The 16258-nt window shown below is 41.1% G+C and carries 15 protein-coding genes; 5 read left to right on the top strand and 10 right to left on the bottom strand.

Features of this window, described 5'->3' with window-relative positions; translation table 11 throughout:
• Positions 1–57 precede the first annotated feature (57 nt).
• The 9 genes from PPIS_RS23235 to PPIS_RS23195 all read right to left on the bottom strand — a co-directional run bounded on the left by PPIS_RS23235 (position 58) and on the right by PPIS_RS23195 (position 6898).
• A complete protein-coding gene (locus PPIS_RS23235; RefSeq protein WP_010377798.1) occupies positions 58–1389 on the bottom strand; it encodes a S8 family peptidase in 1332 nt (443 codons plus the stop codon).
• Positions 1390–1528: 139 nt separating this feature from the next.
• A complete protein-coding gene (locus tag PPIS_RS23230; protein WP_010377797.1) occupies positions 1529–2062 on the bottom strand; it encodes a phage tail protein in 534 nt (177 codons plus the stop codon).
• A gap of 11 nt (positions 2063–2073) precedes the next feature.
• Positions 2074–2598, bottom strand: a complete 525-nt coding sequence (locus PPIS_RS23225; protein WP_010377794.1) for a phage tail protein — start codon at positions 2596–2598, stop codon at positions 2074–2076.
• A gap of 11 nt (positions 2599–2609) precedes the next feature.
• Complete coding sequence (locus PPIS_RS23220; protein ID WP_010377792.1) at positions 2610–3131, bottom strand: phage tail protein; 522 nt, start codon at positions 3129–3131, stop codon at positions 2610–2612.
• Between the two features lie 12 nt (positions 3132–3143).
• A complete protein-coding gene (locus tag PPIS_RS23215; protein ID WP_223192109.1) occupies positions 3144–3437 on the bottom strand; it encodes a DUF6916 family protein in 294 nt (97 codons plus the stop codon).
• Positions 3438–3556: 119 nt separating this feature from the next.
• Complete coding sequence (locus tag PPIS_RS23210; protein ID WP_010377787.1) at positions 3557–4066, bottom strand: GNAT family N-acetyltransferase; 510 nt, start codon at positions 4064–4066, stop codon at positions 3557–3559.
• An 18-nt stretch (positions 4067–4084) separates the two neighbouring features.
• On the bottom strand, positions 4085–5392 hold the full coding sequence (locus PPIS_RS23205; protein WP_010377785.1) for an SAM-dependent methyltransferase: 1308 nt from the start codon (positions 5390–5392) through the stop codon (positions 4085–4087).
• Positions 5393–5451: 59 nt separating this feature from the next.
• Positions 5452–6069: an aspartyl/asparaginyl beta-hydroxylase domain-containing protein gene (locus tag PPIS_RS23200; RefSeq protein WP_010377783.1), complete on the bottom strand. Its 618-nt coding sequence runs from the start codon at positions 6067–6069 to the stop codon at positions 5452–5454.
• Between the two features lie 97 nt (positions 6070–6166).
• Positions 6167–6898 carry an NHL repeat-containing protein gene (locus PPIS_RS23195; protein ID WP_010377781.1) on the bottom strand — a complete coding sequence of 244 codons (732 nt, stop codon included), beginning with the start codon at positions 6896–6898 and terminating at the stop codon, positions 6167–6169.
• A gap of 256 nt (positions 6899–7154) precedes the next feature.
• Here PPIS_RS23195 and PPIS_RS23190 point away from each other — a divergent pair, with 256 nt between their 5' ends.
• From PPIS_RS23190 to PPIS_RS23170, 5 genes are read left to right on the top strand one after another with little or no spacing between them, the layout of a single operon-like run.
• Complete coding sequence (locus tag PPIS_RS23190) at positions 7155–10754, top strand: TOMM system kinase/cyclase fusion protein (RefSeq protein ID WP_010377780.1); 3600 nt, start codon at positions 7155–7157, stop codon at positions 10752–10754.
• Between the two features lie 3 nt (positions 10755–10757).
• Positions 10758–11096 (top strand): hypothetical protein, encoded by a 339-nt coding sequence (locus PPIS_RS23185; protein WP_010377778.1) that lies wholly within the window; start codon positions 10758–10760, stop codon positions 11094–11096.
• Between the two features lie 10 nt (positions 11097–11106).
• Positions 11107–12435 (top strand): hypothetical protein, encoded by a 1329-nt coding sequence (locus PPIS_RS23180; RefSeq protein ID WP_010377777.1) that lies wholly within the window; start codon positions 11107–11109, stop codon positions 12433–12435.
• Position 12436: 1 nt separating this feature from the next.
• The gene (locus PPIS_RS23175) at positions 12437–13009 is read left to right on the top strand and encodes a hypothetical protein (RefSeq protein ID WP_010377775.1); all 573 of its coding nucleotides are present in this window, start codon (positions 12437–12439) and stop codon (positions 13007–13009) included.
• A 4-nt stretch (positions 13010–13013) separates the two neighbouring features.
• Positions 13014–14018 (top strand): hypothetical protein, encoded by a 1005-nt coding sequence (locus tag PPIS_RS23170; RefSeq protein WP_010377773.1) that lies wholly within the window; start codon positions 13014–13016, stop codon positions 14016–14018.
• Between the two features lie 33 nt (positions 14019–14051).
• Here PPIS_RS23170 and PPIS_RS23165 read toward each other — a convergent pair whose 3' ends face one another.
• Positions 14052–16232: an OsmC domain/YcaO domain-containing protein gene (locus PPIS_RS23165; protein WP_010377770.1), complete on the bottom strand. Its 2181-nt coding sequence runs from the start codon at positions 16230–16232 to the stop codon at positions 14052–14054.
• Positions 16233–16258: the final 26 nt, after the last annotated feature.

Below are 16258 nucleotides of genomic sequence, written 5' to 3'. Positions count from 1 at the left end.
CAAGATAGGAACGACCTTTATCCAACTTGTTGTGTTATCAGTAGCTAACACAGCCGTTTAATTACTTTGCTTACTCTGGTTGTCCAGCTTTAAACCAGACACTTGAGCCAACTTTTGCTTGACTTTAGTTGCCGGTAATTCAGGCTCCGCGGCCAACAGCAGTGCAATCATGCCCGTGCAATATGCCGCTGCGTAAGAAGTACCACCAAAACCACTGTATGCATTATTTTTCGCAGTTACCTTGGCGCTGTAACCTGGCATCCAAGCACTTACCGATTTACCAAAGTTACTGAAGCTTGCCGGCATACCACCACTATTCATTGCGCCCACCACCACCGCAGACGCAATACTCGCCTCTGTGCTGTTTGCTTTAATTATGTTTCCGCTGTTTCCGGCGGCTATAACTACCAGCGCACCTTTACCGCCTCGGCCGGTTTGTGCTAAGCCATCAATGGCATCTTTTATTGGTTCTAGTAGCCACTGCGTTTGCCAACTCATGTTAACAACATCAGCTTGCGCCAGTTGCGCGATATGTAACGACTCCAATGTATGGCTTGTCCAGCTTTTTGTTTGCCTTATTGCAATAAGCCCTGCGTCGATTGCAAGACCCGCCATTTCAGCTGGCAAAGCGTCATTTGCTCTGGCAAAGATCACTCCGACTACCTTAGTACCATGTTTATCAAAGCGGCTTTGCGGCTGTACGTCCTTGACTCTTCTTTCAATATCGTAGGTGAGTAATACCTTAGTTTTACTTAAGGCCTCATGTTTTAAATCAAAGCCATCATCGATAACAACGATTTTTACTCCCTCGCCTTGAGTCGATTGTTGTAGTTGTTTTTGCCATTTCTCTAACTGAAATAAACGAAAAGGTAAGCTTTTCATAAAACCTGATTGCGACAAGGTTTTTGTTAACCATTGCGCAGCGTTATTGTTTTCAACTTCGAGCTTACTTTTTATTTGTAAAATATCTGGCTGGGCATATATTACCCCCTTCAAACCACTGGCAATTGCTAGTGCACCAGTCAAGCGCTTTGCGGACGCGTCTTTTAGCGATACCACCATAAACTCGTGCTCTGCAAAGGGCCCAAAGATGGCTAGCTGACCCACCTCTATTTTTTGCTTTAAGGCGTTTGCAGCGTCACCGCCCATCCCAGCCTGTATTTTTATGATTATTCTGTTACTCAGCTCCACCAAGTGTTCTGAGTTAGCAAACTTATACACACTCTTAGGTTCAGCGTTGCTCTGTTCAAGCTTTATCTTGTTGCCAAAATTAACAAACTCAATTCCCTGTGCATTCGTCGTACCAATAGATAAAACAACAAATATAAAGCACAGCACCAGCTTTAATCTTGTTAGATAAAAAAGCTGACATACCTCTTTTTTACACATTGGTTACCATTCTTACAAACACCACAGTAAGTTACTAATTTAAAGCCGATAATAACACTCAATTACCGCCGTAAAATATAAGTATTAGTAAGGACCAGCACCAAGCCAATCTCTTACCAATACTTTGCGCTTTAATAAGCTAGTTCCTTGGTGGAAATGTACCATCTAGTGCCAATGCAAACTGAATCGCCAAAAATGGTTGGCGGTTTTCATGCCCAGCATTTGCCATACCATTAGTACCAAGCGCAGCATAATCCATCGCTATCTGCTCTTCCACATCAGGTTGGTTATCATAAGCAGTAAAGCCTGTAGACTGAGCGAGTAGATTCCCCTGCCCCGTATCAACCGTTCCGGCTAATGAAGTCGTACCATAAAAAGTATGGGTATGAGCAGGTAAGTTCGACTCATATAGCATAACTTCATTGTTGCCTTGCTTTTCGGTTAAATAATTTGGTGTCAGGCCAGGGCCTACCCCCGTCCCCATCGGAACTCTACATTGTAAATTTGGCACCCCCATGGTGGTGCGACAATCACCACCAAAGTTACAGCCTATTACCGCAAAAAGTGCTGAATTTTGCGATATAGGTAGTAGTTGTCCTTCACAACTGGTCCACCACTCTGGTGTAAAATTGCAAACAAACATTCGAACTTCACCTAAAAAACAATCAGCCATTATTCTTCTCCTTAATTTCTAGGTGGATACATGCCATTTAGGCATATGATAAAATTAACCCCAAGGCTAGGCATTTTGTTTTCATGATGAAAATCGCTTCCCGCAGAGGCAATGATGCCGTCATACATAGCTGAAGGACCACCACCATGCTGGGCCGTTGCTGGTTCACAGTACATATCAGCTTTACCCAACACTTGCCCACCAGGGCTTGTACCCGTCGCGGTGTTGTTACTTACCTGAAAATTATGGCTATGCGATGGTATTTGACTGATATCTAAGGTGACCGTTTCTACCCCTTTCATTGTTCCTATTTGTGTTGGCGTTAATCCAGGACCACTGCCGAACCCCATAGGTAATCGACCTCGCATATCAGGAAACCCAAAACTACTTCTTCCATCACCACCATAAGTATTCCCAAGCAAAGAGAATAACGCTTCATTCCCTGTAATTGCAGTGATCTGCCCGTAGCAAAACGCCCATTTAAATGGCGAGTAATTGCCGGCAAACATCGTTATCTGTCCAATAAACCCTTCCATTTACGACCTCCTTAGTTTCGGCTCGGATAAATGCCAGTGAGTGCAATGGCAAAGTTAAGGGATAAGCTAGGCTGCATATTATTGTGGCTCTGACCGCCACCAATGCTTGATACCGTGGAGTCTGAGGTATTTACCAAACTTGTGGCTGCGGCATATATAGGCTCTTCCGTCTCCGTCGCCATTTGGTTTGGTCCCGGAAGGTTAGCAAGCGTAAAGTTAGCCGTTTTCGTACTTGCTTGCATGATGTGGGTGTGCGCGATATTTGCTAAGGTTAACGTTACGTTTTCAGCGCCACCAGCATTGCCTCTATCGTAACTAGCGTTTCCTAAGTTACCAAGCCCCACCGGCACTCTGCCACGAAAGTCTGGCAGACCAAAGGTTGTTCTACCATCACCACCATACGCGGTGCCGGTGAGAGAATATAGCGCTGGATTTTGGCTAATTTGAATTAGCTGACCGTTACATAAAGACCAATTTTTAGGTGCCCAATTGTAGCCATAGAGGGTAACCTGTCCAATATAGGGTTCTGACATTATTAAACTCCTTTATGCTTCTTTTTTTATACTGATAATTATTTGATACTTGTCTTTTTCGTATGCAGATAAAAACAGTGGCATTTCACCCAACTTTTGATGCTTTAATGTATACGTATCATCAGTAAGCGGAAAATTTGATTTGGCGGTTAACGTTACAGAAAATCCTTCAAATTCATTACTGTTTAGCTTGCACTCATCAATAGCATCAACTTGCAACTCGTTTAGCTTATGCTTGCCATCGGCCGTAAAAACTTCAACATCCTGACCAATTAAGTCTTCAAATAAACTACTAGTTAGTTTCACAACACTTGCTCCTTTGCTCATTAAGTTAGACTCGCTCTTGTTAACTAAAAAACAGTTATTAATACCAATGATCAAGCGAGGCGCTTTATTACCTTTCGTTTATTACCCCTCTTTTTAAATTAACCTAAAACTATATTCCTCAACGCTGGCGGATACCAAATTAGTAACTCATAAGGAGCCTTAATTGATTCAATTTTAAAGCCTAGCTTCTGATATAAACGCTTTGCATTATAATTATCTTGCAATACCGACAAAGTCATCGGCACGCCAGATTGAGCAGCAGCTTGCTGGAAAGATTGAACAACTGCTGCACCGAGCCCTAATCCACGAGCTTGAGGTATTAAAGCAATTTCTATTAATCTCACTTCATTATTACCAAAGTCAATTGTCGCCTTGCCTATTCGCTCATGGTGTTTTTCAATAATGAAATACATAGCGTTTGGAAATTGATCTCCATAGCCATTACTTTGCGCTTTAAACTGCATTTCAATAATTGACTCTATAAAATCCTTATCTCCATCAATCAACTGCAAATCTTGCCGAGTGCTATGGTGTAAGCTTTCCAGAAAGCCTTTATCTTCTGGTTTTGACGGTCTAACATATAAACCATCTGGAGGCGTAAACTTCATCACTCTTACCTTTATATTTTAACTATAAAAACCAACTACTTTTCGATTAATAGCACCAACTAATTTATCATCAAGTCGATTACCAATTTTATCAAGCAGCCAAAACTCAAATTCCTCAAACAACCTAAACCGATACAAGGCTTCTAAAACCAATTCTAAACTTAACTCAAGTTCACCCCATATTTGTGTATCCAAAGACCACTCACATTCATGGTTGTTAATATCAAGCTTATTTACTTTATTTAATTGGCATTTAACGAAGATACGTTTAATTTGGAAAATTCCAGACTCACCCACCTCATGATAAGCGGGAAGATTTGGTAAACTTTCATCAGGGAAGCTAAAGATGAACTCAGGTATTGGATCGTTAATATACTCAAAAGTAATCCGATCACCGGCCCTTAGATTTTTATCTTGGTACTTAATTGGTAAATTCAAGCTGCATTGGTTTTCGGTGAGTCTATGCTCCCTATAGACTTTGATTTCCGTTTTCAATTCCAGTGTATGATAAACTTTCCCGCAATCCGGTACCTCAAACGAACCAGATAAAACACCTAGGTTATTCTCATTGAGTGCGCTTGCTGTGTTTTTATCGAGACGGAAAAACGAACCAAGCTCAGCTGGGTTGACTCTTTGCTCACTTTTCGTCAGAGAACTTGGATTGCATAGCCAAGCAGTAAGCTCAATTTCTTGAGGTATGAGCTCTCCATCTGACTTTAAAAACTGTTGAAGGTGGCTAAAAATCCATACTTGAGGCTCTCTGCGTAATAAGGTATTCATGGTCTCGGAAATGATGAGATCAAACTCTATTGGTTCTTCAGGTAGCCAAGTTGTTGCATCTGCGTGCACTATACGTTTCACCATATGAGCGATATCAAGTTTAGTTACCAGCTCATGTATTGCTTGCGTATTTTCTGGATGAATATCTAAAAGTGTTACTGAGACTGGACTCGTTTTGTGGAGCGCGAGAAAAGGTAATAGTAATACACCATATGGCCCGGTCCCTGCGTAGAGGATATTTATATTATCTTGCTGATTGATTTTGTCTCGTATCGCGCTCGCAACGCCCTGCATAAATATCTGACTACGTAGCGTTTCTAGTAAACATTTAGCTGCCTGAACAGGTGAAATCGCGACCCCTTTGTCAGTGTTTATATCAGACCAATCATTCATATCGAAGTCAGTGGATACGCCTGTTAGTTCAGCTAGAGCCTCAGACATAGATAATGCGTGAGGTCTATTTAGCCCAGCATCAATATCATTTAGGAGCAAAGCTTGAGAGTGCTCTAGCAATTTTTTTACTTGGTACACGCTGCCAGACGTCATTACAGATCCTTCAACCTATTATTTTTAAATCGCTTGCTAACGAAACACACTGCATTTTTTTAGCTTGTATACTCTTCACAAGGAACGCCCATTGACCCTGACTGGCAATCTAATAACCAATCATTTACTTTGCAATCAATAACGATATTGACTCTATCAAGGTTTCCTCGGTTAGCGACACTGTGTATTTTGTCCGCATTTATGTACCACACCTCTCCTTCTTTCATTGGTACTTGCATACCATCAACGACAAACTCAAGAGCAGTGTCGATGACCAAAGGTATATGAAGTCTTGCTTCACCATTTTCGATACAAAGGCCGCCATCTCTGTGAGGTTTTATAAAAGCACCTGCTTTCAATCGCATGATTCTTACAGAGAGAACTTCACAGGGGAAATTATCAACGAATGATTTAAGTAGCGGCTTTTCTTCTAATATAGGTAAGTTTTGCCAGTGAGTGCCTGACTCAATCGCAAAGTTTTGTAAGATCGGGTGAGCAGATAAATGCTCTGACAAACAACGCAACGCAACTACGTCCCACCCGCCGTCGTAATTTGCTTTATTTACATGGTCAGTCCAGGCCAGCTCATTCAGCGTCCCAAGCTCGTCGAGTACTTGTTGATGTTCAAGAAAAATTGGAAGCTTAAAATAAGCTAACCGTTCCTTACTATATGGCATAACCATCCTTAAGTTCACAGATAACTAACCTAACGTAACTCAAGCTCCAAACTGCTTAAGTGGCAAAAAGTAAAATCCGATCAAGCCCTTTGTCAGCTTAGTCCACCTCGATAAAATTGCGAATATTTTGATCTAATTTCCATTGACGATCTGAAAACTTCCCACCATTGATAATAATCTGATTAGCGCCATCGATACTTGTAACTGTGCGTTTTTGCTTTTGACTCAATGTATAGTTTTTTAAAAATACTCCATTGCTTTCAAAAACTTTGATACTAGAACTGCCAGAATTCAAAACAAATAACTGATTAGACTTACCAATGGTGATGCTCTTTGGACCATTAAGTTGATAGTCTTGCTCAATTCCGAACTCACCAAAAGTGCCCACTATTTCACCGCTAAAGTCGGCTAACACTATGTGGTGCTTTCCAGGTTGCAGTAAATAAAGCTGTTGTTGTGTCGGATCTACAGCAAAATCTTTAAGATCGCTAATGTATTTAGGTAAAGGCAATTCATTGGAAGCAGGGTTACCCTGGGTATCAAAAACCCTGATCACTCTCTCATGTTCGAAGTAAACGTAGAGAGAATCTCCGTAACGCCTAATTATATTGGCTCTTTTTTTAAAAGAAACTCGTTCCCCTGAAGGGCTTAGAACACCCCTGATAGGTACTTGAATACCGAGTTCATTCAATAGATTTTCAGGAAGCCTTTCCGTTGTATCTTTTGATACTCCAGAAGCAGTGAAGCTTTGTCTAGCAAAGCTAACAGGAGGTAAGACTGATGCAACCGTGAGTGCTGCACCAGCAAACATAAACGTTCGGCGTTTCATTCATTTTTCCTTTTTATTCTTATAACTAAAGTATGCCAACTTTTTCGAATAGAAGGAATTACACTCCATTACAAGCAATACTCCAAAAAACTCACCCAAATAAAAATAGAATACTTTCAAACACTTACAAAACTCCACAGTCAACCCAGACTGTTAATTATCCAATTTTAAAAAACAATTAAAATTCTCATGCTAGACAAGTATTTACATTCCAATTACCCTATACCATTAACAAAAAATAAGAATTAGTAATCATATGTCTCTGACGCAGTTTTCGGATAGCCATATTGTCGATGTTTTCCAGTCTGACAAATACCAACTACTTGAAAAAATTGGAGAAGGTGGATTCGGTAAAGTTTTTAAGGCGCGCCAAATAAACACAGGGCAAATCGTTGCACTAAAATTTCTGGCGTTAGAACCACAACTAGAAGCGACGAAAAAACATAGATATGCCGAGCGTTTCAATCGCGAAACCTTACTTTGTAGTCAATTAAATCACCCAAATATCGTACGATTATTAGATAAAGGACAATTAAATGAAAATTTAATGTTCGGGGTATTCGAGTATGTGGAAGGGCAAACACTACGGGACTATCTAAGTCAAAATGGTGCAATTGATTCAGTGTATGCAACTGACATCATGTTGCAAGTGTTAGACGCGCTCATTCACGCTCATCAACAAGGCATTATCCACAGAGACATAAAGCCAACCAATATTATGCTTAGCCAGTCTGGTGCAAAGACTTATGCCAAAATACTTGATTTTGGTATCGGTACACTGGCACAAGAAAGCCGTCAGCATGACTTTGAAACGATCACACTTACGCAAGAGACATTGGGCACGCCTTCTTACAGCGCACCAGAGCAATTACGTGGTGAGCCAGCCTCAGCTAAATCTGATCTGTATGTCTGGGGTTTGGTATTTTTAGAATGTTTAACCGGCGTGCCTGCGGTAACTGGCACAAGTGTCGCCTCGATTTATCACAAACAATTAAGCGATGTACATATTCCCATTCCAAGCGCCCTACTTGGCCACCCTCTTGCGGGACTGCTTAGGCGTGTACTCAATAAAAGTGCGTTGGAACGTGTGATCACTGCAACCGAGGCATTCTCTGAACTTGCTCGGATGAACGTATCGAACCTTGTTGGTGTGCTAAATGATGTTAAAGCCCAGCATGGTTACGACGAAACCACAGTAATGATCCGTGATGACGATCCTAATCATCGCGCCATTCAAGAATATACGGCGCTTACTGAGCGCAAGCAGCTCACTGTTCTTGCGGTAAGATTAAGTGTCAAAGCACTCGACAATCAAGATAAAGACTTCGATGTCATAGACACGGTTTATAAATCTCAACGCAATCACTTTATTGATATCGCGACTCGTTACGGCGCTTATCACGTGGGTAACCTCGCCGATACCAGCTTGTTTTATTTTGGCTACCCAGTTAGTAGCGATAACGATGCGCGATTGTCTGCCCGTACCGCACTTGAAATGATAAGCGAACTTGGCAAACGTAACGCACTAATGCAAGAAGCCCATAGAGTCGCCCTTAATGCTCACATTGGTATTCATACCGGTGTATTTATTACCTACGCCAATGCCGTACCTGAAGGTCATCACGCAAATATTGCAGCAGCACTCTCCCGTGAAGCCGGCGAGCGCCAAGTCTTATGTAGTGCAGAGTCACGCTCACTCCTTGATGCTTTTTCAGAATTCAATCTGTACGGTCAAGTTCAAATAGGCCCGTTATTTGAACTAACGCCGGTTTATAACTTGCAAGGAGAACGTCGCATCGAAGCATTTGGCTTTATGCGTGGTACAAAGAACCATCATGAACTTGTTGGTCGTCACCTTGAGCTTGAACAGACACTTTCACTCATTAATAACGAAGTCGAAGGTGCAAGCCGCATCGCGCACATTCATGGTGAAGCTGGCATAGGTAAATCTCGGCTGCTGCAAGAAATTCGTGCTAATGCACCGCAATATCAGCATTTAGTCGCCCAGTGTTTACCAGAGCATCAAAATAATGCTTTGTATCCAATTTTAACGTTGGTCAAATACCTCTTTAACACCGATCAGCTTGACGCTCATTCAGCCAATACCGTTTTTAGTTATGTATTATCGAATAAGGACGGTGAACTCGATTTAGCGCAGGCTATCCCTGTGTTGCTAGTTTGGCTCAATATCTCCCTTGATGATGAAATTACGCCTTCTACACTTTCTCCCGATGAGCAGAAGCAAGTGTTGTTTAAAGGACTTTGCGCATTGTTACTGTCAAATCGTCACGGGCTCAGTAAGTTTAAACTCTACATTATTGAAGACATTCACTGGGCAGATAGCACCACCTTAGAGTTTTTACATCACTTTGTCGGTGCGCTCGCTTCAGGTGATGTTTTACTCAGTACTTCAAGACAAGCGGTGCCAACTCAGTTAAAAGACCTCACCCTAGTGGATGTTTGTCTGAAAAAACTAACCGAGAAGGCCACCGAAGATTTTATCATTAACCTGTTTGATGGCCGCCGAGTGTCAGAGCGGGTTCTCAAGTTGCTTACCAGTCGCACCGACGGTATTCCGCTATTTATTGAAGAACTTGTCAACATGCTTAAGCAAAAGGCATTGGTTGGAGATAAAGGTGGAGAGATTGACTTTCTCGCACCAGACACACTTGACCAAGTACCTACGAGTTTAAGAGAGTCATTACAACAAAAACTAGATAGTCTTAGTCACGCCAAAGAAACAGCGCAACTAGCAGCCACAATTGGCCGAGAGTTTGAATATGATTTACTGGTTGCGACATCTTCTTTAAGCGAGAACCAGATCCAAAACGACTTAAATGAACTGATAGCAAACGACCTTATTGTGCAGCAACGTCGTGTTGATAACGATAGCTATATCTTTAAGCATGCGCTGGTGAGGGATGCGGCTTATGAAAGTGTTAATCAAACCAGTATACGTTTGTTACATTCAGTGGTTGCTCAAACACTAGACTCATTCAAAAGTGAAGATTACACACTAAGAGCAACTCATCACGAAAAAGCGCTTGAATACACTGACGCAACATTGCTTTGGAAACAAGCTGCAGAAAAAAGTACACAGTTAGCAGATATAAATTCTGCAATACAACATTATACCTGCGCACTTAATACACTCACGCAATGTACAGGCAGTTACGAAAACAAGCTCACAGAAATTCTAATAAGAAATGCGCTAGCACTACACTTGGCTACCACATTGGGATATGCAAACAGCAGTATCACACCACATATCGACCGTTCCCGAGCACTGTGTAGCGAGCTCAACAACCCCCCAGAGCTGTATTCAGCTTTTTGGAGTATTGCATTAATTCAAGTCGTTAAAGCCGAGCATATCGAAGGATTGAACACGATACAGCAACTACTTGAAATGGCTAAGCAGCAAAATTCTGCAGCATTGGAAATAGCAGCTCTTCATTTAAAAGGCGGGATCGAATGGGCTAAAGGGGATCTGCTATTGGCTGACAAGACCTTTACTCAGGCATTGGCACTTTATAACTATGATGAGCACCACGAATACTTCAAAAGCTACCCATTTCCATTTGACTGTGCAATATCCTCACTGCCAATTCATGCCGGAGTTTCTTGGCTCATGGGTGATTACGAACGTTCTGACCAACAGCGAATTAAAGCTGATAGACTGACCGAATTAGATGATATTCCCGCATATCAAGTTCACGTTTACGCCCGTCATGCCTACATTGGAGTAATATCCAGAAGACTCGATCTGGCCGAGTATTACGCTGAAAAGGTCCTTTCACTTTCTGAGAAGCATGGATTCGCGCTTTGGTTATCCATTGGTAACATAATAAAAGGCTGACTGATGTGCCTTGATCACAATGTATCTGAAGGTCTTCCCCTCGTTCGCTCTGGTTTAGATGCTTACCTGTTAACGGACTCTATTGGTCATGTTGCTTGGCTACGAACAATGTATGGTGAATGCTTACTGCTTGCAGAAGATACTCAAGAGGCTTCAGAACAGTTAAATATTGCTATCAATATTGCAAATGAAAAACTTGATACGTTTTACTTACCAGAAGCTTATCGACTTAAAAGTATGCTGTGTACTACAGAGTCCGCTCGTAAAGAACAATTAAAAAGTGCTAAAGAAGTCGCTGAATTGCAAGGGGCACTTGGATATATCAATAAGTATTTAAAATAGGAAATTAAGAATGATAACTAGAACATGCTTACTGGTAGCATTGGGCTGTTCAGGGGTTGCAAGTGCATCAACAACTTTGCTTCCTGCAGACGTTTCATGTGATTTGAGCACGAACAATGCGATTGCCAATTTTACGCTTACACCTGAACATTTATACGAATACTCATGGCAAACTTTTATTGCGATTAACCAACAAAAACAATTCGGCAAGCTTTCATTACCTGCTTGGGCTGACTGGATTAATACCGCAACACTTGCTGAAGTCAACTACACAAATGGCTATTTAAAGGAGTTCAACACGCCCGTTTCTGTTGAAGGCAAAGATACTCGAAAAAATATTACCACAGTAGATAGCTGGCAATGTGACTCTGGTTGTTTAGACTTAGATATGTCGTTAAAGCTAGATGGCGACGAAATCAAAATGCTGGGCCTGAGAGATAAAAATAACAACCCTGTATTTTTTGAAAAGCGGGTAAATGATAAATGGATGGAAGCACTATGGGATACCAAAGAAAACCTGAACGAAATTGATAACAATCCAGCTCTCAAAGACCTTGCGGGTTTCGCATTTAGGTGGGGCAGTTGTGGGCAAGGTAACACATCCGCTAAACAGCCTCAGATTGCATTAAAACTGGGTTGGCGCATACTCACAAGCAAAGATGATAAACTGAGATACATCACCATGGAAAACATTAAGTTACATGGTTTTGCAGTAAAACAAACTCTCGGTCTTATTGCCATGCATATCGGGGTTGGTACCAGTTCAAACCTATTGGTAGGTGATAAACCGACTTGGACTTGGTTGACATTTGAGCAGGTTGATACGCTTGAAAGTGAAACCCCAAACACGATTCAATATAGTTTCATTGCTCAGGACGAATATAGCTGTTCCAATATATATACAGCCAATAGACCGACACCTCTTGTTCGAGATGAACCAATTCCCACTCTAGCTGCAACATATAATGATCAGTATCGCTCTAAACTAAAAAAACAAAACTCTGTATTACAACATTACCAGCTGATTGGCTCACAATATCCACATATTGATAACGCGGGGTCATACCAGCGCTTTGACAAAAATGTTAGAAGTGTGGTTTTTGAGCCTTTTCTAGCTCAGGTTAATAGCAAATGTGAAATTCCCAAATCACAGTGGACCGTCTCTGAAAGTATCAGAAATAAAGGGTCTGATTGCGCGAGCTGCCATAACAACCTAAATTATTATTACAATGAAAATAAAATAAAATGGACAGAAAGATTCAAAGATTTCACTTTAATAAACAGTGGAATACCTGGTATACCAATGAAAGAAATAACATTAAACCCTAAGGAAAAGTAAAATGGCTAACAATGCATTCATAGACTATCTAAACAGATTAAATATTGATTTAGACTTCAGATTAAATAGTCAGGACAACCCAATAAAATCATTGAATGGTTATGTAGACAACAAAGATATCACCGAAGAATGCTTAACTATTGGTGGTAATAGTAAACTTTGCAAACAACCTGAAGAAAATCAACTTATCAAAAGCAACTTTTCTGCTGCACTAAACAACGAAGATTTTATCAGTGACTACCTTTCTCACTTCGAGGGTGAGAAAACAAGCAGTAAAGCTTCTATTACCGAAGGAGTTGAAGTCGTAGCGTTACTTAATTTCTTACGTTCGATAGCATATGAAGAAACGTCTCACAGTGAATTTATTCAATCTCCAAGTGACTATATATCAAACTTCAGCGTAGAGTATAACAACACTAAAGCAGAGCTTTCTGCAGACGTTAAAGATGAACTACTTTCGTTGGTCTCTCAGTTTGGAGATATAAAAGGTAATGAGGAGAAATTTGTACGTGAATTATTCTCTCTTAAAATTATCTCGCAAAATTTAGCTGATAACGCGAATATTATTTGGTAATACGGTGAATACTATACTTAACAGAGTGTTAGATGAATCTCTCCACGAATTGTTAGGTAAAAAAACAACTGAAGGCTTGCAAGAAATTGCAAGCCTTTTTCCTCAGCTGTTTTCATCCTACTATTTAGAAATAAGAGATCTAGCTACCCATGAATTTAGTCGATTGGATTTACTCTGCGCTATCGATCACCAATCCCCTAAAAAACGTACAAACTTTATCGATAATCGTTGGCTTCCTTTAATAGAAAATTTACGAAGCACCTACGCTAAATTGAAATCCCTTGACGCATTTACTCCGTTTTTATGGCTTGAATTTGATAATATTCTGGTAAACAAACCAGAAACCGTCGCAGCTCCCGGTATGCATTACTGTCTAGAATCTGGCTATCCGGAACAACTTGCAGAGAAAAATGCACAGCTTAGCCACTATAAACCATATGTTTTTTCTATGGGTCTGTGCCAACAATATCACTCAAAAGCGAGTTTAACGCTATCTAGACTATTCAAACACTTACCGCTTTCGGGTCATATCGTACATATCTCATTTATGCAGCAACGTAAGCCCGCCACAACAAAGCTATATATTTCTATGCATCAGGATGAGGTTATAAAATACTTGGAAAAAGTGCATTTTCCCGGGGATGTAAAGGAAGTCGAGAAGATGCTACTGTTTTGGCGTGATATAAATGATAGCCCCTACTTATTTTTTGACTTAGCTATTGGAGACACACTGTTTGACCATTTCGCATTGGTCAGCTCCCCCGTATATTTTGATGAGCTCAACAACAAGTTTTCATTCCTAGAGAATAAGGCCGAATTATCGAATAAACTATGTAAGAAGCTGGCTTCATCGGGACTAATTACTCAACAGAAGTCGTCACTGATACAACAATGGTCATCGTCAAAATTTGAATTAGCTTGGACTTGGGTAGATTTTAAGCTGGTTAAAGAACTGAATAGAGCTGTTTACTCAAAAGCTTACTTAGGCCTGCAATCATGTGTAAATTAGAGCGCGCTTTGCGCCCTAATTTACAACATTCCATTATAAAGCGAATTTCCCTCTTGCTGCATGAAGCTTCTTATAGCTTTCAATAAGACGCAGGTGCTTATCTAAACCTTCCAACTTCATGTTAGTGGGCGTTAAACCATAGAATTTCACATCACCATTAATTGAGCCAATAACCGCATCCATCACGTCTTTAGAGAACATGCGGGTGAAGTTGTGGATGTAATCTTCTATTTCTAGCTCGTCATCCAATGCAATTTCAAGTGTGGCATGCATTGCTTGGTAGAATAAGCCACGCTCAACCGTGTTGTCATTAAACTGCAAGAAGGTTTCAACTAGTTCAATGGCCGTTTCGATATCGCCAAGCGCTAGATAGATTAAAATCTTAAGCTCAAGAATTGTAAGCTGACCCCACACCGTATTTTCGTCAAACTCAACACCAATTAGGGTGATAATATCGATATAGTTATCAAGCTGGCTGTCTTCTAAGCGCTCAACCAAGTTAGCTAATGCTTCGTCATCTAGAGAATGGATGTTGAGAATATCTTCGCGGTATTGCAACGCTTTATTGGTGTTGTCCCAAATCAGATCTTCAGCAGGATAAACTTCAGAAAAACCTGGTACCAAAATACGACAAGCGATCCCTAAGTCTGTAAATTCCGCAATATAGGCTTCTTTACCTAACCCTTCCAAAATGCCAAATAACTTATCGCACTCTTCTTCATTAGTGCCTGTAAAATCCCACTCAACAAAATCGTAGTCATGCTTCGCACTAAAGAAGCGCCATGAGATCACACCCGTTGAATCTATAAAGTGTTCAACAAAGTTCTCTGGCTCAGATACCGCCATGCTGTTAAACGTAGGTTTTGGTACATCGTTTAAGCCTTCAAAACTGCGCCCTTGTAACAGCTCAGTTAAACTGCGCTCAAGTGCCACTTCGAAGCTTGGATGCGCCCCAAAAGAAGCAAACACACCGCCTGTTTTTGGATTCATCAGGGTCACGCACATTACTGGGAATTGACCGCCAAGAGATGCATCTTTCACCACCACTGGGAAACCCTGCTCTTCAAGCCCTTTGATCCCTTCAACAATACCTGGGTATTTAGCAAGTACAGACTCTGGCACGTCAGGGAGCACGATTTCTTGTTCGATGATTTGCTTTTTCACCGCGCGTTCAAAGATCTCAGATAAACACTGCACCTTCGCTTCAAACAGGTTATTACCGGCACTCATACCGTTACTTAGGAATAAATTTTCTATTAGATTTGACGGAAAATACACGGTTTCACCATCTGAATGGCGAGTGTACGGAATAGAACAAATACCGCGCGCTACATTACCTGAATTTGTGTCGATTAGGTGCGAACCGCGTAGTTCACCTTCTGGATCATAAATTTCACGAGTGTAGTCGTCTAAAATCTCAGTAGGAAGCGCATCATCAGCTTCAGGCTTAAACCACTTTTCGTTCGGGTAGTGAACAAATTCAGCATTTGCGATTTCTTCACCAAAGAATTGATCATTATAAAAGAAGTTACAGTTTAAACGCTCAATAAACTCACCGAGTGCCGAGCAAAGCGCGCTTTCTTTGGTTGCCCCTTTACCATTGGTGAAACACATTGGTGAAGCAGCATCACGAATATGCAAAGACCAGACGTGTGGCACGATATTACGCCATGATGCAACCTCAATCTTCATGCCTAAATCCGATAGGATCTTGGTCATATTTGCAATCGTCTGTTCCAGCGGAAGATCTTTACCTAGGATAAAAGTGCTGTCGCTTTCGCTGGTATCAACCATCAGCATAGCCTGAGAATCATCTTCAAGGCTTTCAACCGCTTCCACTTGGAATTCAGGTCCCGTTTGGATCACCTTTTTAACGGTACAGCGGTCTATTGAGCGCAGGATACCTTGGCGGTCTTTTTCAGAAATGCTTTCTGGAAGCTCCACCTGAATTTTAAAAATTTGGTTATAACGGTTTTCAGGATCAACGATGTTGTTTTGCGCCACACGAATTCCGTCCGTTGGAATGTCACGCGCATTACAATATACCTTCACAAAGTAAGCTGCACAAAGCGCTGAAGAAGCTAAAAAGTAGTCAAATGGACTTGGTGCTGAGCCATCGCCTTTATAGCGAATTGGCTGATCTGCAATGACAGAAAAGTCGTCAAATTTGGCATCAATTCTGAGATTGTCGAGGTAATTTACTTTGATTTCCATTGGAAGGTTCCAGTGTGTTGCAATCG

The sequence above is a fragment of the Pseudoalteromonas piscicida genome, assembly GCF_000238315.3.
GTDB lineage: Bacteria > Pseudomonadota > Gammaproteobacteria > Enterobacterales > Alteromonadaceae > Pseudoalteromonas > Pseudoalteromonas piscicida.
This window is presented reverse-complemented; position numbering and strand designations above follow the sequence as displayed.